Origin of the sequence: Arthrobacter sp. LAR12-1-1.1 (assembly GCF_040676555.1) — a bacterium.
Classification (GTDB): Bacteria; Actinomycetota; Actinomycetes; order Actinomycetales; family Micrococcaceae; genus Arthrobacter.
Genome location: NZ_JBEGIG010000012.1, coordinates 267,927 through 292,285, shown reverse-complemented (window position 1 = coordinate 292,285; position 24,359 = coordinate 267,927). Strand labels below are relative to the sequence as shown.

Sequence of the window (24,359 nt, the reverse complement as noted above, 5' to 3'; positions counted from 1 at the left end):
TCCGGATGCCCGCCAGGCTAGCCACGCTCCGCGGCGGCCTTGTCCAGGTCCGCGCCGGCAGCTGCGGCGGGGCCCGGTTCTCCCCAGCCCTGGACCGGCTTGGGTTTGGCGAAGAAGAGCGCCACGGCAGCACCGATCAGGATGACCGCCGCCGGCAGCAGGATGGATTGGCCCATCGCCGTCGAGAACCCCTCATGAAGTGCCTCGGGCAGGGCGCCGCCGAAGCCCATCGGGCTGGCCTCCGCGCCTTCTCCGGGCCGGGCGGGGAGCTCTGCCGCCAGCCGCGCCTGGATGAGCACGGCGATGGCGGCGCTGCCGAGCACGGCGCCGATCTGGCGGGTCGTGTTGTAGACGCCCGAGCCGGCTCCGGCCTGCCGCGGCGGCAGGTTGCGCGTGACGGTGGAGCTCAACGGCGCCCAAATGCCCGCATTGGCGAAGCCCAGCACTGCGCTCGGCAGCAGGAACAGCCAGATGGGGGTGTCCGGGTGCATGAGCAGGGCGTTCCAGAACAGCGCCACAGACATCAGGACCAGGCCGGTCGCTGTGATGAACTTCGGGTTGACTTTGTCAATGATCCGGCCGACCACGGGCGCGAGGCCGCCTGAGATCAGCGCCATGGGCACCATCATGAGCGCAGACTGGGTCGGGGTCAGGCCGCGGACGATCTGGTAGTAGAAGATCAGCGGCAGGCTGAACGCTGTGACGGTGAAGCCCACCGTGGTGATCGCAATGTTGGCGAGCGAGAAGTTACGGTCCTTGAAAAGGGACAGGGGCAGCAGCGGTTCACCCTTGTTGAATTTCTGCCACAGGACAAAGACCACCAGCACGGCGATGCCGCTGATGATCAGGCCCCAGACGGTGATGGGGCCGGCGATGGTGCCCCAGTCGTACGTCTCGCCCTCCTGGATGCCGAAGACCAGGAGGAACAGGCCGAGGGCGCTGAGCAGAACCCCGGGAATATCGAACTTGTGCGGGTGGGTGGTCAGCGAGGGGACGAAACGCTGGGCGAGGATGAAGCCGGCAATCCCGACGGGGACGTTGATGAAGAAGATCCACTCCCAGCCGAGGCCGTCCACCAGCACGCCTCCGAGGATCGGGCCGACCAGGGTGGCGACGCCGGCAGTAGCGCCCCAGATGCCCATGGCCGCCCCGCGGCGGTCCGGGGGGAAGATCCGGGTAATGACGGCCATGGTCTGCGGCGTCATCATGGCCGCACCGAGGCCCTGGACCACGCGGGCCGCAATGAGGGTCTGGACGTCGCCGGAGAGGCCGCACCACAGCGATGCCATGGTGAAGACGACGAGTCCGGAGAGGTAGAGCTTCTTCGGTCCGAAGCGGTCACCGAGCCGGCCGGTAATAAGCAGCGGCACGGCATAGGCGAGCAGGTAGGCACTGGTCACCCAGATCACCGAGTTGATGTCGGTGTTGAGGCCCTCCATGATGCTCGGGTTGGCCACCGAGACGATGGTGGTGTCGATCAGGATCATGAAGAAGCCGATCACCAGGGACCAGAGTGCCGGCCATGGCCGGGCTACGTTTTCCATGGGGTTCCTTAGGGGCTGGTGTGAACGTTGGACGGGCTAAGTGTTGGGGCGGCCGGGTCCCGGCCGGGGGCGCAAGGGCTCACCACGGCAGTTCGCCGGAGCGGAGCTGGTCCTGAAGGCCGCGGATCCAGGCGATTTCGGCCTGCAGCGTGCACTGCTGGTACTGGACATCGATCCAGTACTTGCGCTCCACGCCCTTCTTCTTGAGCAGTTCCTCGCCGGAGACCAGGAAGTCGAGCTGCTCCTGCAGCACCTGAAGCCGGCGGTCGAGGAGTTCGACGACGACGCCGGCGGGCAGGTTGTAGGCCTCGGAGATGGCCAGCGGGAAGGACGGGTATTCGTTGACCGGGGCCGCGAGCATGTCCTGCAGCCACTTCGTGAACGCCTCGCGGCCGGCCGCCGAGATCGTGTACGTGGTGCGCTCCGGGCGGTTGCCTCCCCGGTCCGTTCCCGTTGCTGCGACGAGACCCTGCTCTTCGAGCCGCCCGATGGCGTGATAGAGAGTTCCTGGCCGGACCTTGACCAGGCGGTCCTCGTGCCGGGCGATCAGGAGTTGGTACATCTCGTAGGGATGCATCGGCTCTTCAACGAGCAGGGAGAGTGCGGCGACACCCAGCGGTGTCAGTGCGATTGCCCGGGCCATGGCGCTGTCCTCTTCGGTCTAGAACTGTCCTCTTCGGTCTGGACTGCGATTACTCCACTATAGATTATTCCACGTGGAGTATTTGGCGGCAATCGTCCCGGATCCGCGCCGGCCGGGCCTCCAGCGGGCCCGAACCGGGTCTCGTCAGCCGAGGAGGGCCAGGATCTCCGTGCGGGCGAACATTTCCGCGGCGGCCCGCGCGGTGGGGGTGCCGGCGTCGGGGTCGGCCCCGGCCTCCAACAGCTCCCGGGCGACGTCCGTGTAGCCCTTGAAGACAGCGCCGGCCAGCGGCGTCTGGCCGCGGTCATTAGGCGCGTTAACGTCGCCGCCGTGCTCCAGGATCAGCCGGACAGTGCCGGCGTGACCGTGGTAGGCCGCCAACATGAGCAGTGAGTCGCCGGAGGACGTGGTCAGCGTGGCCGGCGCGCCGGCGGCGAGATAGCCGCCCAGCAGCGCGGAGTTGCCCTCGCGGGCGGCGTCGAAGAGCGCGTGGGCAAGCGCCAGGGTCTCGTCGTCGGGCGCGGCTGCACCTTCCAGCGGGGACGAACCCAGCGGCGACTCGCCGCTCATCGGGTGCCCCGCAGGAAGCCGGTCTGGCGGCCCACTACCTGGCCGGCGTCGGGAGCCACAATGACTTCCTGGGCCGCGGCATAGGGCTCGTCACCGTCCACCACGGTCAGGACATCGTCCGGGGCGACGGAGCGCTTGATCACGGCCAGGGCCACGGGGCCCATTTCGTAATGCTGCGCCACGGACGTCACAGTGCCCACCTTACGGTCGCCGGCACGCACCTCGCTGCCGGGCGCGGGCAGGGTGTGCTGGGAGCCGTCGAGCTGGAGGAACACGAGCCGCCGCGGCGGGTGGCCCAGGTTGTGGACGCGGGCGATCGTCTCCTGGCCCTTGTAGCAGCCCTTGGCCAGGTGCACGGCGGTGCGGAGGAGGTCGAGCTCGTGCGGGATGGTCTTGTCGTCGGTTTCCGCGCCCCACCGGGGCCGCCACGCGGCAATCCGCAGCGCCTCGGACGCCATGGTGCCGGCGAGGGCACGCTCGCCCACCGTTGCGACCAGCTCAGGCGCGGGAACAAGGTACTCGAACCACGGCCGTTCCAGTCCGGGGTGGGCGTCCTCGCCCACCACCGCGTAGGAGTAGCCGCCGGCACCGACATGCGGCCACGGGTCTTCCCAGACGTGCAGCGCCGACCATTCCGGGATGGGCTGGGTGGAGCCGAGCACGGCCCAGTCCGCGGAGACATCGGCGATCTCGACCCGGAGCATGAACTTCATCTTGTTCAGCCATTCGGCGAGCGGGCCGGCTTCGGCTCCCTCAACAATCAGCCAGGTCGTGGCGCCGTCGTCCACCACCCGGGCGTCGAACTCGATCCGGCCCTGAACGCTCAGCAACAGCAGTTCGGTGGACTGGCCCGGGGCCAGGGAAGTGAGCTGCTGGGAGGACAGGGTGTTCAGCCAGCTGAGGCGGTCCGGTCCGCTGACCGTGACCACGCCGCGGTTTGAGAGATCGACGACGGCGGTGCCTGCGGCCAGCGCCCGCTGCTCCCGAAGCGGCTCGCCGTAGTGGGCGGCGACGCCGGCGTCGGCACCGCTGGCCTCAACCGCGGCCGGGCGCGACAACAGGGGGCTTTTGATAGTCATATTGAAAGGAACGTCCTTAGCTCTGCGCGTATTCCGGCCCCGGCATCGAGTGCCGGTGCCGGCCGGCCTTTGTCGGACCGTGGGGCCGGCCGGCCCTAGCGGTATTCCGGATTTTCAAAATCGAAGCGGGTGCCCGCTTTCCAGGCGTCGGGGAGGTTTCCGTAGGCGGGAATGCCGCCGGAGTCCTTGAGCATCCGGGCCAGGTGCAGCATGTTCCAGGTCATGAAGGTTGTGTTGCGGTTGGTGAAATCACTGTCCGGACCCCCGGACCCCTCGTCGAGATAGCTCGGCCCGGGACCCACGGGGCCGATCCATCCGGCGTCGGCCTGCGGCGGGATGGTGAAGCCGACGTGCTGGAGGCTGTACAGGACGTTCATGGCGCAATGCTTGATCCCGTCCTCATTGCCGGTGATGAGGCAGCCGCCCACCTTGGGATAGTAAGCCCACTGGCCCTTCGCGTTCAGCTGCCCGGAGTGGGCATAGAGGCGCTCGATGAGCTTCTTGGTCTGCGAGGAGTTGTCCCCCAGCCAGATGGGCCCGGCGACGACGACGATGTCCGCTTCCTGGACGACCGGGTAGATTTCCGGCCATTCATCGGTCGCCCAGCCGTGGTCGCGCATGTCCGGGTAGACGCCGCTGGCGATGTCGTGGTCCACCGTGCGGATCACGCGGGTGGTGACGCCCTGCTTTTCCATGATCCGGCGGCTGACCTCGATCAAGCCCTGGGTGTTGGACACGTCCGGGGACTTCTTGAGGGTGCCGTTGAAGTACACGGCCTTGAGGTCGGCGTAGCTGGTGCTACCGGGGGCTTGGCTGGGGGCTGAGCTGACTTCGTCGGTCACGGCGTTTCTCCTAGGTCGATGCTGACAACGGAAAAAATCAGTGAGACCGCGCCTTTAGCCTACTTTGGCGAGGATGGCCGATGCGTGGGCTTCCAGGCCGCCCCCGGACGCCGAATCCTTGCCGGTGGCCACGTCCCAGCGCCACAGCAGGTTCCCTTCCACGAGTCCGAAGATCCGGGTGGCCGCCGTGTACTCCTTGGAGTGGCTGCCGCGCATCACCATGTCGGTGCTGAGCTGGATCTGGGGTCCCTTGATCTGACCGTAGTACAGCTCCGAGATCCCGCCGGGGTGGGCAATGGAGACCGAGATGTCGAAGCCGCCGTCGCTGTTACGCAGGGCCTCCACCTCGTCGGCGCTCCTAAGCACGGGGACGATGTCCGCCGGGATCAGGCCGGGGCCACCGTCCTCCTCGCGCTGCTTGCGCTCGAGGGCCCAGAAGCCGGTCTCGACGGTCAGGGGACGCAGCTTGGTGCCCTCGTCGTCCGTCAGCCAGCTCTCGGCACGGTACTGCAGGTACGGCAGGCCGTTGTGCGTAAACGACACGTGCTGCAGGAAGTGCTCGGAGTCCTCGTCCCCGGCCCCCAACCGGCCGCTGCCCTCCCACTCACCAATGAGCCAGGACAGCGGAACGATTTCGGGGGTCAGATCAGTAGGGATTTCAATCGGCACAGCATCTACCTCTGGAAGCTACGGGGTCTGGAACGTGTTACTTCTGGCCTTTGAAGAGGCGGTACACGACAAAGCCGGCAAACCACGCCATGGACAGGCTGGCCACGCCAAGCAGGACAAGGAAAAAGATCTCATATGCAAGTACGGACATGATGCCATCCTAACCCTTAGTAGATGAGTAGTTTGTCTATGAAGTAGGCCAGGGAACCGACCGCCGACACCGGCCCCAGCCCCATGCCCACGGCCGCCAAAACGTTCAGGCTCTCACCGCTGAGGATGACGAGGCGGCGGAAACTCACCAGCACCGCCCCCACTACGACGCCGGCGAGGGCGGCCGGAAGCACGGCAATGTCGGAGAACACCAGGCCGGCGAGCGGCCCGGCGAGCCCCGCGCTGACGATGCCCAGCGGCGCAACGATCCGGTCAGGTAAACGGATCAGCCCCGCCATCAGGGCGATGGCTGCACTGACGGCGGCCACGAGGATCATTTCGCGGACTCCGTTGAAGCGCGAGCTCGCAATCCAGCCGGCGCCCAGGCAGGACAGCAGGACACCCGCGCAGGAGCCCAGGGTGGATTCGAGGCGCTGGGCCTGCCCGGTGCCCCGGATCAGCTGCATGACGAAGATGGCCATGACCCCGACCGCCATGAACGACGGCGTCCAGTCCAGGAAGCCGGGAGCCGGAAGATAGGTTGCGGCCACCGCCGACCCCACACCTGGCAGGCCAATCAAGGCTGCGAGGGTCTTCTTGGCGGGGATGCCGAGAAAGTAGGGCCAGCCGATGCCGATGCCGGCCGCGAAGAGGGCCGCGACGGCCAGGAGGACCTCGGGCGAGGAATAGGCGCCGGCAACAATGGCCGCCAGGCCGGCCAGGCCAATGATCCCGACGCTCCACGGCTTCACGGTCTACTCGCCATCGGCAGACCCACCATGGCCGTATCTTCGCTCACTGCGGACCCCAATTCGACTCGGCTCAATTTCAACGGGCCGCGGGCCCTGACGGTTCAATCCTGCCTTATATGAACGATTTGTGTCGCAAAAGCAGTGGGCGGAGGTGACGGGACCATGGCCGGAATGGGGCCTTTAGGTATACTCGGGATCAGCAACAAGACGCCCAACGATGCGCGGACACCCCTTGGAGGAACAATGTCGCACATCCTGCTATTGACGAACAGCACCGGAACATCCGTGGACGTCCTGCCTGCTCTGGAACTGCTGAACCACCGGGTGCATATCCTGCCGGCCGAGCCCACCGCACTGCTCGAGACCGACCCCTGCGACATCGTCCTGCTGGATGCCCGCAAGGACCTGGTCGGCGCACGTTCCCTCACCCAGCTGCTCAAGGCCACCGGCCTCAGCGCCCCCTTGATGCTCATCCTCACCGAAGGCGGCATGGCCGCCGTCTCCTCGGCGTGGGCCGTCGACGACATCCTCCTGGAATCCGCGGGCCCGGCAGAAGTCGAAGCCAGGATCCGCCTCGGCGTCGCGCGCGCCGTTCCGGAGAAGGAGGACGTGCCGACCGAAATCCGGGCCGCCGGCGTCGTAATTGACGAGGCCAGCTACACCGCACGGGTCAACGGCGCCGCGCTCAACCTGACCTTCAAGGAATTTGAACTGCTGAAATACCTCGCCCAGCACCCCGGCCGGGTCTTCACCCGCCAGCAGCTGCTGACCGAAGTCTGGGGCTACGACTACTACGGCGGCACCCGCACCGTGGACGTCCACGTCCGGCGGCTGCGCGCCAAACTGGGCGCCGACCACGAGAACCTGATCAGCACCGTCCGCAACGTCGGCTACCGCCTGACCCTGGTCCGCCAGCCCGAGGACGAACTCACCGAGGCCTGAGCACCAAGGCCGCCCGAACCCAGCAGCACTGAAACCCAAATAGCACTAAACACAGAAGGCCCCGGACTCTGGAGTCCGGGGCCTTCGTGGTGCACCAATCCATCGGCGCAAATACTCTCAGTAAATATTCTCAGTGGAGGACATACGGGTCGAACGTATCGAGGCCACCCCAGCGGTGGATCCCCCTCGCATCTGGCTCAACGCCGGACGAGATAACGACTATACGCCGCCGTCCGGAGTTCAACAAAATCGGCCGCTGACAGCCATGCACCCGATAGCCTTGCACCATGAGCCCTGCGCACCCGGAAAACTGGCCCGTACTTGCCGTCAAAGGAACCGTGGGCGGCAGGCTGCTGCGGGACGTCGCCGCCCTGGTCGCCGCGGCGGAGGAGTCCGACGGCAATCCGCCGCTGTCCGAACAGACCCTTGTCACGCTGCGCGCCGCCGACGCGGGCGAGCATTCGGTATTGGCCCTGGCCCTCTACGCCCCGGACGACAAGTTGGATCCCGCGACGGCGCAGGACCTCGCCGGCGTCGCCGTCGTCATCGAGGAGCCCGACGGCACAGGGGTCCTTGAGATTGCCGTCCACCCCAGCTACCGCAACCAGGGCGTGGGCGACCGCCTGGTGAGCGAACTTAAAAGCGTCCGCGGCTTTACAGGCCTGAAAGCCTGGTCCCACGGAAACCACGAGGCCGCGGCGGACCTCGCGGCCCGCTACGGCTACGGCGCCGTCCGCGAGTTGTGGAAGATGCGGCTGATGACGGCGGCAGCGGCATTGCCGGAGGTCCAACTCCCGGAGGGCGTACAGCTCCGCACTTTCGTGGCGGGCCGGGACGAGGACGCCTGGCTGGCCGCAAACAAGGCCGCCTTCGCCCACCACCCGGAACAGGGCAACATGACGCGCGCCGATCTGGACGCCCGGATGGCCGAACCCTGGTTTGATCCTGCGGGTTTCCTGCTGGCCGTGGACCCGGCGGACCGGCTCCTGGGGTTCCATTGGACCAAGGTGCACCCCCGGCACGGCGATCACCCCGCGATCGGCGAGGTCTACGTGGTGGGCGTGACCCCGGATGCCCAGGGCGCCGGGCTGGGCAAGGTCCTCACGGTCGCCGGCATCAGGCACCTGCAGGACCTCGGGCTCCGCGCCGTGATGCTCTACGTCGATGCCGACAACGCGCCCGCCGTCGCCCTCTACCGCCGCCTCGGATTCACGCGCTGGGATGTCGATGTCATGTACGCGCCGCTGGCGCAGCAGCAACCACCGGCCGTGACTCCCGCGCCGGACGGCGTTAGTCAAGTCGGCGGATGACCACCGCGGCCGGGCCGAAATCTGGGGTCATCCGGCCATGATTGCTTGTAAGGTTGAAGCTACATCGCGCCAGCATTGAGGAGACCCCATGCCACGGGATACTGCCCGGACATCCACGTCTGAACCAGCTACGTCGGAAAAGGGGGCGCGTCCGGTACGAGCCCGCTTTGGCTCCTCCGAAGTGCCGGCCTCACGCGCCACCCAGGACCGGATCGACATTCCGGAGTTCGCGCCGAACCTGGAACCTGAAGGCGACATCCGCCCCGACCGGTTCCTGGACCGTGAGCTGAGCTGGCTATCCTTCAACGCCAGGGTCCTGGAACTGGCCGAGGACCCCAACCTGTACCTGCTGGAGCGGGTCAGCTTCCTGTCCATCTTCGCCTCCAACCTGGACGAGTTCTTCATGGTCCGGGTGGCCGGCCTGAAGCGACGGATCGCCACAGGCCTCGCGGTCCCCTCCCCCGCCGGGCTAAGCCCCATGCAGGTGTTGGAGCAGATCGGCGAGGAGGCCCACCGGCTCCAGCAGCGCCACGCCCGCGTCTACGCCGAGCAGATCCGTCCCGCCCTGGCGTACGAGCACATCCACCTCATGCACTGGGAGGAACTCGACTCGCAGGCCAAGGACCAGCTCAGCGCCATGTTCGCGGAAAAGGTCTTCCCGATCCTGACGCCGCTGGCCGTGGATCCGGCGCACCCGTTCCCCTACATTTCCGGGCTGTCCCTGAACCTCGCCGTGGTGGTCCGCAACCCGGTCAGCGACAAGGAACTCTTCGCCCGTGTCAAGGTCCCTGACCAGCTCCCCCGCCTGATCTCCATCGACGGCGCCCGCGCCGGCTCCGTCCCAGGGCGTGTGGCCCGGTTCATCGCGCTCGAAGAAGTCATCGCCGTGCACCTGGACCAGCTGTTCGCCGGCATGGAGGTCCTGGAGCACCACACTTTCCGCGTGACCCGCAACGAGGACGTCGAGGTCGAAGAGGACGACGCCGAGAACCTCCTGCAGGCGTTGGAGAAGGAACTCCTGCGCCGCCGGTTCGGCCCGCCGGTCCGGCTGGAGGTCACCAACGACATCAACCCGAACATCCGTGCCCTGCTGATCCGCGAGCTCGGCGTCGAGGAATCCGAGGTCTACTCCGTTCCGGCACCGCTGGACCTGCGCGGGCTCTCGGTGATTGCCGGGATCGACCGGGCAGACCTGCACTACCCCAAGCACGTCCCGCACACCTCGCGGTACCTCAACGAATCGGAAACCTCCAAGGCGGCCAACGTCTTTGCCGCCATGCGGCGACGGGACATCCTCCTGCACCACCCGTATGATTCCTTCTCCACGTCCGTCCAGGCGTTCCTGGAACAGGCGGCCGCGGACCCCAAAGTCCAGGCCATCAAGCAGACCCTGTACCGCACCTCCGGGGACTCCCCGATTGTCGATGCACTGATCGACGCCGCTGAGGCCGGCAAGCAGGTCCTGGCCCTCGTGGAGATCAAGGCCCGCTTCGACGAGCAGGCCAACATCTCCTGGGCCCGGAAACTGGAACAGGCCGGGGTCCATGTGGTGTACGGCATCGTGGGCCTCAAGACCCACTGCAAGCTCTCCCTCGTGGTCCGCCAGGAAGTGGACGGCCTGCGCCGCTACTGCCACATCGGCACCGGCAACTACCACCCGCGCACGGCCCGCTACTACGAGGACCTGGGCCTGCTGACGGCGAACGAACAGGTCGGCGAAGACCTTTCGAAGCTGTTCAACCAGCTCTCCGGCTACGCACCGAAGTCCACGTTCAAGAGGCTGCTCGTAGCGCCGCGCTCGGTCCGGTCCGGTCTGATCGACAGGATCGAAACCGAGATCAGGAACGCCCGGGCCGGCATCGCCGCCCGCGTCCAGATCAAGGTCAATTCGATGGTGGACGAGGCCATCATCGATTCCCTGTACCGCGCGTCCCAGGCCGGGGTGCAGGTGGACGTCATTGTCCGCGGCATCTGCTCCCTGCGGCCCGGCGTTCCCGGCCTGAGCGAGAACATCACGGTCCGCTCCGTGCTGGGCCGTTTCCTGGAGCACTCCCGCGTCTTCGCCTTCGCCAATGCCGGCGACCCGGTGGTCTACATCGGCTCTGCCGACATGATGCACCGCAACCTCGACCGCCGGGTGGAGGCCCTGGTACAGCTGACCAGCGGCGACGACACGAGCTATGTCCTGGACCTGCTCAACCGCTACATGGTGCCCGAAACCGCCAGCTGGCACCTGGACAAGCAGGGCGAATGGACCCGCCACCACCTGGCAGAAGACGGCGAGAACCTCAAGGACGTCCAGTCCTGGCTGCTCGCTTCCCGCTCCCGCCAGCGCTCGACCAGCCTGCGGTAGGGACCGTGAGTGTGAGCAGCGATGAACTGGTTGAGGACCAGGCCGACCAGCCCGGCGAAGAGGTTGCCGTCACGGCGGCAGGCGCCATCCCGTGGCGCCTCAATTCGGCAACCAAGGACCAGCTCGAGGTCCTGCTGATTCACCGCCCGCGGTATGACGACTGGTCCTGGCCGAAGGGCAAGATCGACCCGGGCGAGACCATCCCGGAGTGCGCCGTCCGCGAGGTGGAGGAGGAGATCGGGCTCATCGCGCCCCTGGGGATCCCGCTTCCGCCCATCCACTACCATGTGCCGGCCGGGCTGAAGGTGGTCCACTACTGGGCGGTCGACGTCGACGGCGCTGCCTTGTTGCCGGACGGCACTGAAGTCGACAGCGTCATGTGGTGCCCGCCCGAGAAAGCCGCCCGCCTCCTGAGCAACCCGGGCGACATCGAACCACTCCAGCACCTCGTGAACGCCCACGACCGCGGGGAACTGGAGACCTGGCCGCTGCTGATCGTGCGCCATGCGAAGGCCAAGCCCCGCTCTTCGTGGTCCAAGGCCGAGGGTGACCGCCCGCTGGCTGCTACCGGCATGCGGCAGGCGCAGTCGGTGGGGCGGCTCCTGCAGGCGTGGAAGCCCGGGCGGATCGTTTCAAGCCCCTGGCGGCGGTGCGTGGCAACCATCGCCCCGTACGCAAAGGCGGCCGACGCCAAGGTAAAGCTCAACGAGGCCCTCACCGAGCACCGGCACGGCCGCAGCCCTCAGAAGACGGCCGCCGTCGTCGAGGCGCTGTTCGACAAGCAGCGCGCCGTGGCCGTGTGTACGCACCGCCCGGCCCTGCCGACCGTCCTGAAGCAACTCGCAAAGCACATGAACTCCCGCCTCCGGGATCTGCTGCCGTCCTCGGACCCGTTTCTGGCGCCGGGCGAGATCATCGTGTGCCACGTGGCGCACCACAGCAAGAACAAAATAGTTGCGGTGGAGCGGTTTAAGCCGTTCGACGACTGAAGTCCTTGACCCCCGGGGCCCCCGAGCCTAGTTTGTATCAATAGCTTGGTACATTACTGCTGAATCTTGGGGGATTCCATGCCGGCCCTGTTCTACCTGCCGCCGATGCTGCTGCTCGGCCCGGCGATCGCAGCAATGCTCGTCTATGCCGTGCTGCGATGGGTGATCTGGGCCCCCGGGGCCGGAACCTCGCCGCAGAGCGTGTCGGAGCACGGGCTGTGGGTGGGTGTGATCGGCTGGCTGGCGAGCTCGCTCCAGGGCGCCATGACTCTAGGCATCATCCCCGCCAATCCGTCAGCGGCCGTCTCCTTGGTGAGCGCCGAGTCGATCGTCCCGGCCCTGGCGTGGCCGGTCCTGGGCTGCCTGGCCGTGCACGCCTTGGGCCAGGTCAGCTACCCGGGACCGCGGCGAATGCGGCGGGAGGCCATGCTGTCTGTGCGGCGTATCAAGGACTTCCTGCCCCGCAGGCTGGCATTGACCACGGCCGCGATCTTCGTCTCGGCCGCCGCGGCCATCGCCCGGGTTGCCACGCTGCCCGGATTCGCGGCCGTGGCCCCCACCACGGTCAGCGACGGTCAATATAACTATTACAACGGCGGAGGCGACGGCCGCATCCCCGGACCGGAAGCGGCCGCCTGGCTCGGCGGCGCCCTGCTGGTGCTGGCCGCCGGGACGTGGCTGGTCTTGTGGCTGATCGCCCGCCGCCGCCAACTGGAGTCCCTCGACCCGGCGGACAACGCTTTGCTGCGGACCATCGCGATGAACCGGCTGCTGCGCACAGTGTCCACGGTGGCTGCCGGGCTGACAGTCATCGCGGGGAACTTCGCGTCCCGTCCCGATCCCGCCCACGGGATGACGTCGTGGACGAACTTCGCCGGCCTCGCGGCAACCGTGGTCCTCCTCGTCATGTGGTGGTGGCGGCCCCCGCGGCTCGCGGCCGCCAGGCTGGGCGTCCGGAACCGACCGGAATCAGGGCTCGCCACCGGCCGCCAACACCCGGCCGCCAGACTGGTCTCCTCCCTCGGGGCGCTGCTGGGGCTGGCGGCCGCTGTGCCGCTGGTCGCCGGCGCCTTCCTTTCCCAGCTCCTCATGGCTACCGCCAGTTACGGTTTTGCAGGCTTCGTGACGCTGACGGCCACTTCCGTACTGCTGGTCATTGCCGCCGGCGAGTTCCTGTTGCAGCGCAACTACGGAAGTCCCGAAGCGCCGCGCGGCTGGCCCCGGCAACCGGCCAGCCCCGCCCTGCTGACCACGGCTGTCCTGGCGCTCCTCGTATTCCTTGCCGTCCTGGGCGTCACGGCGGCGGGGCAGGCGCGCCTCGCCGAAGGACCGGGCTGGGTTCCGGCCGGGCTGCTGACGGCCGGGGCCTGCGCTGCCTCCCTGCCGGCGTTCCTCACCGTCTGGTTCCGCCGGGGCGTCCGCGACGCCCCGCGCGGCCTGGACGCCGCCCTGCGCGCCATCACCCTGCACCGTGTCGTGCGGACCATCGCGGCCACCCTCACCGCCCAGGCCGCAGTCCTGCTGCTGACCCAGAGCCAGGCGTGGGCGGCCGTGTTCGGGCCGGACGCGTTCGGTGAAGCCGTCGATCCGGCCGCCGGATCGTGGTGGCCGGCAACCCTGGCCGGCTCTGCGCTGGGCGCCGCTGCCATAGTCATCGCCGTCATCCCTTTCCGTACGCCGGCCCGGGCACCGTCCGCTCCAGCTCCGCGGCCGGACAAGGAGCCCGCCACGTGAGCGTGGGGATCTCCGTCAACCTGCGGTCGCCGGTTCCCCCCTTCGAACAGATCCGGGCGCAGATCACCTCCCTCATCACGGTCGGGACCCTGGCACCGGGAACCCGGCTGCCGACAGTCCGCAGCCTTGCGTCGGACCTGGGCCTGGCCGCCGGCACCGTCGCGCGGGCGTACAAGGAACTCGAACTGGCCGGACTGATCGAAACCCGGCGGCGCAACGGCACGGTGGTCGCGGGCAAGCCAGCCCTGCCGGCCCCCGCGGGCACCCAAGGGCAAGGCGAGGCCCCCGCGGCCGTGATCGCCGCCGTCGACCGCTATATTGCGGAAGGCCGCAGTGCCGGGCTGGACGACGCCGCCCTGCTGGAGATCCTCCGCGCTAAGCTCAGCCAGCAAGACAAATAAGGAGAGAAAGCCAGTTCTCAGTAGACTGGAACCGTGAGCATCCCTACGCCCTATGAAGACCTCCTGCGCGACGTCCTCGAGCACGGCACGCACAAATCAGACCGTACCGGAACCGGCACCCTCAGCGTTTTTGGTCGCCAACTCCGCTTTGACCTGAGCAAGAGCTTCCCGCTCGTCACCACCAAGCGGGTGCACTTCAAGTCCGTGGCGGTGGAGCTGCTCTGGTTCCTCCGCGGCGACACGAACGTCAAATGGATGCAGGACCAGGGCGTCACCATCTGGGACGAATGGGCCGACGCCGACGGCGAACTCGGCCCCGTTTACGGCGTCCAGTGGCGTTCCTGGCCCACGCCCGACGGCGGCCACATCGACCAGATCGCCGAACTCATCGAGAACCTGAAGTCCAACCCGGACTCGCGCCGGCACATCGTCTCGGCCTGGAACGTCTCCGAACTCAAGGACATGGCACTGCCCCCGTGCCACGCGTTCTTCCAGTTCTACGTGGCCGACGGCAAGCTCTCCTGCCAGCTGTACCAGCGCTCCGCGGACACCTTCCTGGGCGTGCCGTTCAACATCGCATCCTACGCCTTGCTGACGCTCATGGTTGCGCAGCAGACCGGCCTGGAACCGGGCGAATTCGTCTGGACCGGCGGGGATGTCCACATCTATGACAACCACATGGACCAGGTCCTCAAGCAGCTCGCCCGCGAGCCCTACGACTACCCCCAACTGAACATCACCCGCAAGCCGGACTCCATCCTCGACTACACCCTCGAGGACTTCGAGGTGGTCGGCTACCAGCACCACCCGACGATTAAGGCCCCGATAGCCGTATGAGCAACGAAGCCACCCCGGGCGTGCAGCCCGGCGATTTCACTGAGCAACTCCGCGCGTCCACCACTGGCCTGGGGCTGGTCTGGGCCCAGACCAGCACCGGGGTCATCGGCCAGGCCGGCGCCATGCCGTGGCACCTGCCCGAGGACATGAGGCACTTCAGCAGCCTCACCTCCGGGCACCCGGTCATCATGGGCCGCAAGACCTGGGAGTCGTTCCCGGACAAGTACCGCCCGCTGCCCGCCCGGACAAACATTGTCATCACCCGCCAGGCCGCCTGGCGGGACACCCCCGGCGCGGAAGGCGCCGTCGCGGTCGCGTCGCTCGACGACGCTTTGCTCGAATCCCAGTTCGTACCCGGCCATGAGACGGTCTGGATCATTGGCGGCGGCGAGATCTTTGCGCAGGCGCTGGACCTCGCCGACGTCGCCGTCGTCACCACAATCGACACCACCGCCGAAGGGGATACCTTCGCTCCCGACCTCGGCTACGACTGGACCGCCTCCGCCAGCCTCCCCGCCAACGGCTGGCTGACCTCGGCCAACGGCACCCGCTACCGGATCACGCTGTGGCGCCGGACGGAGGCCAAGTAATGCTGCGCAAGCCCGAGACACTCTTTGTCCTGGGGTACATGCTCCTGCCCCTGCTCGCGCTCCTCTCGGCCATCGTGGGGCTCACCATGATCCTGGGCGGCAACAAGATCCTCGGGGCGATCGTGCTGGTGGTGGTGACCCAGGTCTTCACGTTCGGGGCGGTCTTTGCGCTGCGCCGGCGCAAGGCGGCGCTGCTGGAAGAGCCGCGCGGCGAATAGATCCCGTGACGTAACCGACTGCGCCAGGCGGGCGGTGAAGTCTAAACTGGGCCCATGACTACAGCAGCTACCCCGTCCGTCGGCCTGGTCGGTTGGCGTGGCATGGTCGGTTCCGTCCTGATGCAGCGCATGCAGGACGAGGGCGACTTCGCCACCATCAACCCCGTCTTCTTCTCCACCTCGAACGCGGGCGGCGCCGCCCCGGCCATTGCCGGCGCTGGCGCGGCCGGCAAGCTCGAGGACGCATTCGACCTCGAGACGCTGGCGAAGCTGCCCATTATTGTCACCGCCCAGGGCGGGGACTACACCAAGCAGGTCCACGGCGAGCTCCGCGGCCGCGGCTGGGACGGCCTCTGGATCGATGCCGCCTCCACGCTGCGCATGAATGAGGACTCCATCATCGTGTTGGACCCCATCAACCGGGACGTCATCGACGCCGGCCTCTCCGGCGGGGTGAAGGACTACATCGGCGGCAACTGCACTGTGTCCTGCATGCTGATGGGACTGGGCGGGCTGTTCAAGAACGACCTCGTCGAGTGGGGCACGTCCATGACGTACCAGGCGGCCTCCGGCGGCGGGGCACGCCACATGCGTGAGCTGCTGAGCCAGTTCGGCAGCCTCAACGCCGAGGTGAGCACCGAACTGGACGACCCGGCGTCGGCGATCCTGGAGATCGACCGGAAGGTCCTGGCGCACCAGCGCTCCGGCATCGACGCCACCCAGTTCGGCGTCCCGCTGGCCGGTTCCCTGATCCCCTGGATCGACGCGGACCTCGGCAACGGCCAGTCCAAAGAGGAATGGAAGGCCGGGGTGGAGACGAACAAGATCCTTGGCACCTCCGCCGGGAACCGGATCATCATGGACGGCCTGTGCGTCCGGATCGGTGCGATGCGCTCGCACTCCCAGGCCCTGACACTGAAGCTGCGCGAAGACCTCTCGGTGGCCGAGATCGAGAAACTCGTGGACGCGGACAACCAGTGGGCCCGCGTGGTGCCGAACACCAAGGAAGCCTCGATGGCCGATCTCACGCCCGTGGCGGCATCCGGCACCCTGGACATTCCGGTGGGCCGCATCCGCAAGCTGGAGATGGGCCCGGAGTACATCAGCGCGTTCACGGTGGGCGACCAGCTGCTCTGGGGCGCCGCCGAGCCGCTGCGGCGCATGCTCCGCATCGCCACCGGAAACCTTTAGGGATTTCAGGCGCCCGTTCAGGCACCAAGGAATCTGCGGTACTTCGCGGCCTGCAGCTCAAAGGACTTTTGAGCGGCAGGCCGCAGCCCGTTAACAGCATCGAAGGGTTCGGGCACGACGCCGGCGCCCCGGCCGCCCGGCGGCCCCGCCCAGGTGCCGATCACCGTGCCGCCCGCCACAATGGTCTTCTTGAACATGCCGTTGCCGCCGGGGACGATCTTGTCAGCGTGCTCCGGCGCCAGCACCACGGACCGGTCCGCGTAGCCGAGCAGGAATTCATCAAACCCCGGCAGCGCCAGCACGGTGCGCCGCCCCGGCACGCCGTCGTCCAGCAGCGCGGCCGTTGCCGGCGCGAGCCAGTAGCTGGTCCCCACGAACTCCAGCTCCACCAGGCGGTCCTTGACGCGGGCCAGGGCCGCGCGGGTTTCCGTCAGGGGGATGCCGGACCACCAGGAAAAATCACGTTCCGTTGCGGGGCCGTGGCTGCGCAGGTAGCGCAGCAGCCACTCGGCGATGCCATCCGGGCGGTCCAGGGTCCGAGACTCGGTGATCCAGTCGCCGAACGCCACCACCAGCTGCTGGTTTCCTGCCAGCGGACCCTGCACCAGCAATCCCCGCTGGCACAGGATCCCCAGCAGATGGATGCCGCGCTGGCCCGCGGTGGACTGGCCCGCCCGTTCGAAGGCCTGGAACAATTCCGCCCGGCTGGCTGCTCCTGCGGAGACCAGCCGCAACGCGGACTCCGCTGCTGCGTCCACGTCCGCGTCACCGATGCCGAGGTCCCGGTGGCGTCCGGCCATGCCACGGATCAGCCTTTCCGAGGTAATGGCCAGCATCCATTTCAAATCCTCGGGTGCCAGCACGTGCAAGGTGCCGCGCATGGGCCAGGAACGGACGATCTCCGCCCGGTCCAGCGCCCCGCGGACGTCATCGACGCGGGAACCGGGCACCCGCTGGCCGACGGCCCAGAGCACGGCCTGCAGGTCCTGGGCCTGCATTGCCGTCATCGCGCGGACGGCTTCCGGGACGGACTGGAACCCTGGTCCCAGCAGTCCCTGCGCGGCCAGCCGCAGCCTGCCCATGATCCCGGGGCTGAGCCGACCCATGCCCGTCACTGCTGCCATGGGTCTATGGTAGGTCGGCTGTCGGGCTGTTGCCCGGCTCTTCCCAGCCGCCGTCCAGCGGACCTCTTTAGCCTTGATGCATGACTATGAGTGAGGTGTGGCCGCTGCTGCGGCCCCTGTGTCGGAAGCTGGCCCTGCTGGGCTGGGCCTCCAGCGCCGCCGGCATGGCTGCCGGGCTCGCCGTCGCGATCGCCAGCGGCACCCGGCTTTCGCCCATGATGAGCACCCTGCAGCTGGTGGCAGGGCTGTGCATGGCAGTGTCCGTGGGCAGCTTCGTCACGGCCGCTGCGCTGCAGCCGCGGGCACGGTCTCAGGCACGGACGCCGGCAGGCATGAAGAGCGGCAGCATTACCCCGCGGGGCCGGGAGCTCCAGTTCGACTACGCCGGCGAATTTCCGGCCACCGTACAGGCCTTCCTGCTCGGCTCCCTGGCGTTTCTCGCCGGCGCCGTGGCGTTTGCGTGCGCCGGACTGGTGCTGCAAAGTGGGCCCAGCGTTCAGTCCGTGGCGTTCTGCCAGGTCTTCCTGCTCGGGGCCGCGGCCTCCGGTTTCACCTTCATGCTCTTCAGCAAGGTGGCCCCCCGCCACACGGACCGGTAGGCGGCCCGGCCTTCCTGGAGAACCGGCCTTCCGCCAGAGCAACCTTAGAGAGCGACGCCGATCAGCAGCGGTTCCGGGTGCAGTTCAATGCCGAAACGTTCGACGACGCCGTGGCGCACCTCGCGCGCAACAGCCAGCATGTCGGCCGTGCTCGCCCCGCCCCGGTTGGTGATGGCGAGTGTGTGCTTGGTGGACAGCGATGCCCGGCCACCCGAGACGCTGTCCGGGTCCAGCCCGAAGCCCTTGACGAACCCGGCCTGATCGATCAGCCAGGCCGCCGAAAGCTTGGTCAGCCCATCCGCACCGGCCGGGTAACGCGGGGCCTCCTGCGGCAGCCGTGCCGCGATGTCTTCGGACACGATCGGGTTCGTGAAAAAGGACCCCGTGGAGTAGGTGTCACGGTCGTTCGCATCCCAGACCATGCCCTTGGACGCCCGGAGCCGCAGCACTTCGCGCCGCACGTCGTTGGAGTAGGCCCGCCGGCCCTGCTCGACGCCGAGCGCCCAGGCGAGTTCGGCGTAGCGGACCGGGGCGCTCATCCGGCCGAGCGGGAGCTGGAATTCCACGGTGAGCACCACAAAGCGCGGCGATCCGTTGACGGTGGTCCGCTTCAGGATGGAGTCACGGTAGCCGAATTTGAGTTCGGAATTCGTGAAGGTCTTCACCGCGTTGCGTTCCCGGTCCCAGGTCCGTACCGCGGCGATCGTCTGCGAGACGTCGGACCCGTAGGCGCCGACGTTCTGCACGGGAGTCGCGCCCGTGGCGCCGGGGATGCCGGAGAGCGCCTCGACGCCGGACCAGGCATGCTTCACGGCGTGGTCAACGAAGGCGTCCCAGTTGTGACCGGCCTGGACCACCACCGCCACGCCGCCGCAGGAGTCCTCGGCGTTGACGGTGAACCCTTCCGAGGCGATCTTGAGCACAGTACCGGGGAATCCGTCGTCGGACACCAGCAGGTTGGAGCCGCCGCCGATGATCAGCAAGGGCTGGCCGGCGGCGTCCGCCGTGCGCACGGCGTCGATGATGCCGGCCTCGCTGCGGGCTTCGATGTAGCTGCCGGCGGGGCCGCCGACGGCGGACGTGGTTAGGGCGGAGAGCTGGATCTGGGTCACCTGACCAGCCTAGCCGGGATCATCCGTTGGCCCCTAAGCGGGCGCTAGCTGTACTGAGCTAGCTGGCTATAGGTCGTGTCAAGTGCATGCCCCGGGCGTGAAGGTTCGCCCCGTGTGTCTGGCGGGCGTTCTGAAGTGTTGTGGAGGGGCGGTTTGGCGGCTGGACCGGCGTTGGTCTGTGGGCGCCCACGCTGACTTATGCGACCTCAGCTATTTCACCCGGGTCATCTGGCGTCGTTCGGGTTGCCCGCGGGGCGAAGGGCCGGGCGCCAAGCTAGAGACGGCGTAACGCGGAAGGCGTCCGCCATAGCTGTATCGGCGTCTGGTCCGGCCCTTCGTCGGTTCCAGCGTCTCACCGCCGCTCCGGGTTGTGAAGGGATGCTGCGTGCACCTCCTTTGGCTCCGGGAAGGGGATGTCTGGTTGGCCTCATGGTGTGCCGCGGTTTGTCACTTCCAGCGGCCGGGGTCGTAGATGGTCTGGTCCCGGACCATGGCGTAGGCGATCCGTGATGCGCGGTGCGCCATCGCGCAGGCGATGACGCCGCCGTGCTTGCCTCTGGTCCTGAGCGCCGCGGCGTAGGTCCGGCTGGGCGCGTCGTTGAACCAGAGCCCCATGCCGAGATCGATCAGGGCCCGGCGTAGTGCCACGTTGCCTTCCCTGCTGATGGATCCGTCGCGTCGTTTGCCTGCCGATTCGTACTGGGTGGGGGACAGACCCGATGCCCGGTAGATCTGTGACGGTCCGGGCCAGCGGTGCGGGTCGCCCAGGGCGCCGCCGTAGTTGCCGGCGCGGACCACGCCCCAGCCCGGGGTGGTGGTGAGGGTCGCGAAGGGGCTCAGCGGCAGCAGCCGGGCGAGTTCGGCCTCGGATGCGTCGATCTGTGTGCAGAGTTCCGCCAGAAGGGCCAGATCGGCGGCCAGAACGCGGCGGGCCACCGTCCACCGTGGTCAGCGCGTCGCGGGCGGCATCCACGAGCCGTTCGGCCAGCGGCTGGCGCACCTGGAGCCCCCGGGCGGCCGCGAACCGGATGAACCGGGCGGTGCCCAGTGCGGCGAGCCGCTTCGGGTCGGCGAATTCAGCGGCAACGAGCCTTCCCACTTTCGTGCCGAGCACGTCCGGCAGGACCAGGGCCAGCCCGGGGAAGGCCCGGTCCAGCTGACCCAGCAACTGGTTCTTCGTCGCGGTCCGCGCCTGGACCCTGCGGGTCCGGTGCGCCGCCCACGCGCCGAGCTCGCCGATCACAGCCTCGCGCGCAGTCACAGGAACGCCGCGGCCGCTGAGGACCAGCTCTGTGATCGCTTCCAGATCCAGGGCGTCGGTCTTGATCCGCCGGCGTCCCTGGACCCTGCGCTGCTCGGCCACGTGCGCGGGATTCAGTTCCAGCACCTGCCAGCCTGCGGGCCACACGGACGCGGTGAGCAGCGGCCGGTGGTAATGCCCGGCAGCTTCGATCCCGACTCTCACGGGGGCATCAATGCCGACCAGCCTGGTCCTGATCAAAGCCAGGACCCCGTCCAGTCCCCGCCCCGACATCTCAAAGTCCAGCGGACCCAACAAGCGGTGCCGGGCCGCATCAGTGACCGACAACGCGACCACCCTCTTGCCAACATCGACAGCAACAACAACGGGTGAATCACCGGCCGCCGCGGCCTGAACAGACATGACAAACACCTCCGAAGGCGTCGGGAGGACCCCGCGGATCAGCCCCGGGTCCTCAAGGGAATCTGATACATCCCGTCCTGACATCTCCGGAGGTGTTTGTGAAGGACAGACTCAACTCATATCAGCTGTACTGTCCCGGCACGGGCGCGGGCACGGGGAGTTTGCGCGCCACCGGGGAGAGCAGGAAGCTCACGATCAGCATCACCATGACGGCAAGCAGGGAGTGGAGAATCCCGACGTGCTCGGCCAGCAGGCCCAGCAGCGGCGGCCCGCACAGGAAGGCTCCGTAGCCGATCGTGGACACCACGGACACCCGGGCAGCGGCCTTGACGGGATCGTCGGCCGCGGCGGACATGCCCACCGGGAAACCGAGCGAGGCTCCGAGTCCCCAGATGGCCAAGGCCACGTAGGCCAGCCACGGCGCGGGGGCGAAGACGAACAAGCCGAGGCCCAGCACCGCGAGCGCGGCGCACCAGCGCATCACCGGGACCCGGCCGAAGCGGTCAAGGACCAGGGTGCCGGCGAAGCGGCCGATGGTCATGAAGGTGACGAACAGCCCGTAGCCTGCGGCTCCGGCGGCGTCGGTCTGGCCGTGGCCGTCTGACAATGCCAGGGCCACCCAGTCCCCCGCCGCCCCTTCGGCGAGGGCCAGCCCAAGGACCAGCACGCCCAGGAGCAGAGTGCGCCGGTCACGCCAGGCCTGCGCGATCTGGCGTTTGTTGTCCAGCGGCTGCTCCGGGACGGCGTCCGTCTGCCGGACGATCGGGATGGGCCCGGTGGAGGGATCCTCGAACGTATCTGTCCCGGATACCTTGAAGGGGCGCTCCCCCTCGACCGGCGTGATGTCCGCCCGGAACCACGCCGCAGCGGTGGTCACCGAGCCGGCCACCAGCAGGCCCACCGCGGCCAGGTGCCAGAAGACGGGGATCCCGGCGGCGGCTGCCCAGGCACCCAGCCCGGCTCCAGCCACCGTGCCCAGGCTGAAGGAGCCGTGCAGCCGGGGCATGATGTGCCGCCGGACCGCGCGTTCCACCGCGGCGCCTTCGACGTTCGACGCGGTGTTCCAGCTGGCGGTGCCCAGCCCGATGATCGCCAGTCCGGCGGCGACCGCCACCGGACTGGCGAGCACGGAGGTGCCGAAGCCTGCCAGCATCAGCCCGAAGCCCACCATGATGCTGCCGATCCGGATGGTGAGCTTGGAGCCGAGGCGAAGGACAATCAGGCCCGATGCGGACACGGACAGGAAGGACCCCGCCGTCATGCAGAGCAGGAGCAGCCCGACGGTGCCCGGAGTCAGGTCCAGGCCGTCGCGGATGGCCGGCAGCCGGGACACCCACGTGGAAAACGCGATTCCGCTCGCTCCGTAGGCCACCACCACAGCGTTGCGCCAGTGCGTGATCTCGGCGGCCGGGACGAAGACATCCTTGGTCACAGCAGTCCGATTCACTGCAATGCCATGGGCTAGGCCAGCCTGACTACGGCCTGGGCCTTGACGAGGACCTTTTGGGCGGACGAGAGGACCGTGAGGTCGACGCGGGCGGTGCCGGCGTCGGCGTCGAGCGCTCCGATGGCCCCGCTGACCTCGATCACGGCACCGGCCTCCGGCGTCCCCGTGGTGTCGGCGACCGGCACCGGCTTGGTGAAGCGGGTCTGGAAGTCGACGACGGCGGCGGGGTCGCCGGCCCAGTCAGTGACGAGCTGGACAGCGGCGCCCATGGTAAACATGCCGTGGGCGATCACGCCGGGCAGGCCGACGCCCGTGGCGAAAGCCTCGTTCCAGTGGATCGGATTGAAGTCACCGGAGGCGCCTGCGTACTTGACGAGATCGGTACGGGTGACGGTAATGCTGCGGCTGCCGATGTCCTGGCCGACGGTGAGTTCTGCGATGTTGACGCTCATGGCTACTGTCCCTCTCCGCGGACCAGGATGGACGAGGTGGTGGTGGCGACCGGCTCGCGGACGCCGGCGGCATCGGCGGCATCGCCGGGGGCCAGGGCGAAGATTTCCGAGCGGGTGGTGATCATGGCTCCGCCGCCCATGGCGCGGACGCCGTCGACGTGCAGTTCGGCGACCAGCCGGTCGCCTGCGATGATCGGGCGGTGGTGGGTGAACCGCTGGTCGGCGTGGACCACGCGGGAGAAGTCGATCCCGGAATCCGGGTCCTCGATCAGCTGCGCGTCAGCGCGCTGCGCGACGATGATGGCGAAGGTCGGCGGCGCCACGAGGTCGCTGTGCCCCAGGGCCTTGGCGGCATCGACGTCGAAGTGGGCCGCGTGCGTGGCCTTGACCGCGCGCGCGAACTCGCGGATCTTCTCGCGGCCGACGTCATACACCTCTGCGGCAGGGTAGCTGCGGCCCTGCAGGTCCGGATTGATAGTCATGGTTCCAGCCTATCGCCACGCCCGGGACCGTCCGGCTTCGTGACAGGGTGCGCGCCGGGATCGGACGGGCATTGACGGGAGGGTATTGACTCGCGCGATATGATGAAAACATCAATCCATCAATCCAGACAGCGGCGCTGTCCCGCCGGGCCGCGCCGCGAACGGATGCGAGAAGGTGTCCTCCTGCCATGATCTCCGCCGCGCAGACCCCGTTGTACGAAATCAAGGCCAACCTGTTCAAGGCCCTGGCCCACCCGGCCCGCATCCGGATCCTCGAGCTTCTGGCCGCGGCACCGGACACTGCGGCGCCGGTCAGTTACCTGCTCGCCGAGACGGGACTGGAGCCCTCGCATCTGTCCCAGCATCTGGGGACGCTGCGCCGGCACGGCGTGGTGACGTCTGTCCGGACGGCGAATGTGGTGACCTACCGGCTGGCTCATCCTAAGATCAAGGAGCTTCTCGCGATCGCCCGGGTCTTCCTGCTGGACACCCTGGCCGGTTCCACCGAACAGCTCCGGATAGCTCAGGAGCTGCCGGCAGGCCACCTCGACAGCACTGGCCACCTCGACGACACTGGCCATCTCGACAACACAGCGCCGTGAGCGCGGACGCGGCATCAAGTCCGGTCGGGACACCCGACACGCTCCGGAGACGCCTTACCCGGTT

Annotated in this window: 25 protein-coding genes and 1 pseudogene; 12 read left to right on the top strand and 14 right to left on the bottom strand. The window is 67.9% G+C overall.

All coding sequences use genetic code 11. The annotated features are described in order from the left end of the window. Positions 1–17: 17 nt before the first annotated feature. The 7 genes from MRBLAR12_RS09415 to MRBLAR12_RS09385 form a co-directional block, all read right to left on the bottom strand. A complete protein-coding gene (locus tag MRBLAR12_RS09415; RefSeq protein WP_229995660.1) occupies positions 18–1,544 on the bottom strand; it encodes an MFS transporter in 1,527 nt (508 codons plus the stop codon). Positions 1,545–1,623: 79 nt separating this feature from the next. Then, entirely contained in the window at positions 1,624–2,187 is a 564-nt protein-coding gene (locus tag MRBLAR12_RS09410) for a PadR family transcriptional regulator (RefSeq protein ID WP_229995661.1), read from the bottom strand. A gap of 144 nt (positions 2,188–2,331) precedes the next feature. Then, positions 2,332–2,757, bottom strand: a complete 426-nt coding sequence (locus MRBLAR12_RS09405; protein ID WP_229995662.1) for an ankyrin repeat domain-containing protein — start codon at positions 2,755–2,757, stop codon at positions 2,332–2,334. After that, positions 2,754–3,836 carry a YgfZ/GcvT domain-containing protein gene (locus tag MRBLAR12_RS09400; protein ID WP_229995663.1) on the bottom strand — a complete coding sequence of 361 codons (1,083 nt, stop codon included), beginning with the start codon at positions 3,834–3,836 and terminating at the stop codon, positions 2,754–2,756. Before MRBLAR12_RS09400 ends, MRBLAR12_RS09405 begins: the two co-directional genes overlap by 4 nt. A gap of 95 nt (positions 3,837–3,931) precedes the next feature. Beyond that, positions 3,932–4,678: a flavodoxin family protein gene (locus tag MRBLAR12_RS09395; protein WP_229995664.1), complete on the bottom strand. Its 747-nt coding sequence runs from the start codon at positions 4,676–4,678 to the stop codon at positions 3,932–3,934. Positions 4,679–4,732: 54 nt separating this feature from the next. After that, on the bottom strand, positions 4,733–5,347 hold the full coding sequence (locus tag MRBLAR12_RS09390; RefSeq protein ID WP_229995665.1) for an FABP family protein: 615 nt from the start codon (positions 5,345–5,347) through the stop codon (positions 4,733–4,735). A gap of 167 nt (positions 5,348–5,514) precedes the next feature. After that, positions 5,515–6,249, bottom strand: a complete 735-nt coding sequence (locus MRBLAR12_RS09385) for a permease (protein WP_229995666.1) — start codon at positions 6,247–6,249, stop codon at positions 5,515–5,517. A gap of 243 nt (positions 6,250–6,492) precedes the next feature. On the opposite strand from MRBLAR12_RS09385, the gene MRBLAR12_RS09380 reads away from it, so the two are divergent. The 10 genes from MRBLAR12_RS09380 (at position 6,493) to asd (ending at position 16,814) form a co-directional block, all read left to right on the top strand. Continuing rightward, positions 6,493–7,191 (top strand): winged helix-turn-helix transcriptional regulator, encoded by a 699-nt coding sequence (locus tag MRBLAR12_RS09380; protein WP_028276526.1) that lies wholly within the window; start codon positions 6,493–6,495, stop codon positions 7,189–7,191. Positions 7,192–7,478: 287 nt separating this feature from the next. Further along, positions 7,479–8,501: a mycothiol synthase gene (gene mshD, locus MRBLAR12_RS09375; protein WP_229995667.1), complete on the top strand. Its 1,023-nt coding sequence runs from the start codon at positions 7,479–7,481 to the stop codon at positions 8,499–8,501. An 88-nt stretch (positions 8,502–8,589) separates the two neighbouring features. Continuing rightward, positions 8,590–10,854 (top strand): RNA degradosome polyphosphate kinase, encoded by a 2,265-nt coding sequence (locus tag MRBLAR12_RS09370; RefSeq protein WP_229995668.1) that lies wholly within the window; start codon positions 8,590–8,592, stop codon positions 10,852–10,854. A gap of 11 nt (positions 10,855–10,865) precedes the next feature. Continuing rightward, complete coding sequence (locus MRBLAR12_RS09365) at positions 10,866–11,843, top strand: NUDIX hydrolase (RefSeq protein ID WP_364745476.1); 978 nt, start codon at positions 10,866–10,868, stop codon at positions 11,841–11,843. A gap of 78 nt (positions 11,844–11,921) precedes the next feature. Beyond that, a complete protein-coding gene (locus MRBLAR12_RS09360; protein ID WP_364745473.1) occupies positions 11,922–13,577 on the top strand; it encodes a hypothetical protein in 1,656 nt (551 codons plus the stop codon). Further along, the gene (locus MRBLAR12_RS09355) at positions 13,574–13,978 is read left to right on the top strand and encodes a GntR family transcriptional regulator (RefSeq protein ID WP_364745470.1); all 405 of its coding nucleotides are present in this window, start codon (positions 13,574–13,576) and stop codon (positions 13,976–13,978) included. The genes MRBLAR12_RS09360 and MRBLAR12_RS09355 overlap by 4 nt, the downstream gene beginning before the upstream one ends. 33 nt (positions 13,979–14,011) lie before the next feature. Then, positions 14,012–14,815 carry a thymidylate synthase gene (locus MRBLAR12_RS09350; protein WP_364745468.1) on the top strand — a complete coding sequence of 268 codons (804 nt, stop codon included), beginning with the start codon at positions 14,012–14,014 and terminating at the stop codon, positions 14,813–14,815. After that, entirely contained in the window at positions 14,812–15,405 is a 594-nt protein-coding gene (locus tag MRBLAR12_RS09345; RefSeq protein WP_364745465.1) for a dihydrofolate reductase, read from the top strand. The genes MRBLAR12_RS09350 and MRBLAR12_RS09345 overlap by 4 nt, the downstream gene beginning before the upstream one ends. Further along, positions 15,405–15,623 carry an NF038396 family protein gene (locus tag MRBLAR12_RS09340; RefSeq protein WP_090575192.1) on the top strand — a complete coding sequence of 73 codons (219 nt, stop codon included), beginning with the start codon at positions 15,405–15,407 and terminating at the stop codon, positions 15,621–15,623. The genes MRBLAR12_RS09345 and MRBLAR12_RS09340 overlap by 1 nt, the downstream gene beginning before the upstream one ends. Positions 15,624–15,677: 54 nt before the next feature. Next, a complete protein-coding gene (gene asd, locus MRBLAR12_RS09335; protein WP_229996031.1) occupies positions 15,678–16,814 on the top strand; it encodes an aspartate-semialdehyde dehydrogenase in 1,137 nt (378 codons plus the stop codon). Between the two features lie 17 nt (positions 16,815–16,831). Here the strand turns inward: asd and MRBLAR12_RS09330 are convergent, their stop codons facing one another. Beyond that, complete coding sequence (locus tag MRBLAR12_RS09330; protein WP_364745461.1) at positions 16,832–17,938, bottom strand: winged helix DNA-binding domain-containing protein; 1,107 nt, start codon at positions 17,936–17,938, stop codon at positions 16,832–16,834. Positions 17,939–18,018: 80 nt separating this feature from the next. Here MRBLAR12_RS09330 and MRBLAR12_RS09325 point away from each other — a divergent pair, with 80 nt between their 5' ends. Next, on the top strand, positions 18,019–18,537 hold the full coding sequence (locus MRBLAR12_RS09325; protein ID WP_364745459.1) for a hypothetical protein: 519 nt from the start codon (positions 18,019–18,021) through the stop codon (positions 18,535–18,537). 44 nt (positions 18,538–18,581) lie between these two features. On the opposite strand, the gene MRBLAR12_RS09320 is transcribed toward MRBLAR12_RS09325, so the two are convergent. The 6 genes and pseudogenes from MRBLAR12_RS09320 to MRBLAR12_RS09295 form a co-directional block, all read right to left on the bottom strand. After that, complete coding sequence (locus MRBLAR12_RS09320; RefSeq protein WP_364745456.1) at positions 18,582–19,649, bottom strand: UDP-N-acetylmuramate dehydrogenase; 1,068 nt, start codon at positions 19,647–19,649, stop codon at positions 18,582–18,584. Positions 19,650–20,096: 447 nt separating this feature from the next. Then, positions 20,097–20,585, bottom strand: a complete 489-nt coding sequence (locus MRBLAR12_RS09315; RefSeq protein WP_364745454.1) for a transposase — start codon at positions 20,583–20,585, stop codon at positions 20,097–20,099. Between the two features lie 262 nt (positions 20,586–20,847). Further along, positions 20,848–21,312, bottom strand: a pseudogene (locus MRBLAR12_RS09310) (IS110 family transposase); the annotation flags it as partial. Between the two features lie 121 nt (positions 21,313–21,433). Continuing rightward, positions 21,434–22,759, bottom strand: coding sequence for an MFS transporter (locus MRBLAR12_RS09305; RefSeq protein ID WP_229992503.1), 1,326 nt, complete (start codon positions 22,757–22,759; stop codon positions 21,434–21,436). Between the two features lie 14 nt (positions 22,760–22,773). Further along, positions 22,774–23,211 (bottom strand): MaoC family dehydratase, encoded by a 438-nt coding sequence (locus tag MRBLAR12_RS09300; protein ID WP_229992501.1) that lies wholly within the window; start codon positions 23,209–23,211, stop codon positions 22,774–22,776. 2 nt (positions 23,212–23,213) lie between these two features. After that, entirely contained in the window at positions 23,214–23,693 is a 480-nt protein-coding gene (locus MRBLAR12_RS09295) for an FAS1-like dehydratase domain-containing protein (protein WP_229992500.1), read from the bottom strand. Between the two features lie 188 nt (positions 23,694–23,881). Here MRBLAR12_RS09295 and MRBLAR12_RS09290 point away from each other — a divergent pair, with 188 nt between their 5' ends. Beyond that, on the top strand, positions 23,882–24,295 hold the full coding sequence (locus MRBLAR12_RS09290) for an ArsR/SmtB family transcription factor (protein ID WP_229992498.1): 414 nt from the start codon (positions 23,882–23,884) through the stop codon (positions 24,293–24,295). Positions 24,296–24,359 lie beyond the last annotated feature (64 nt).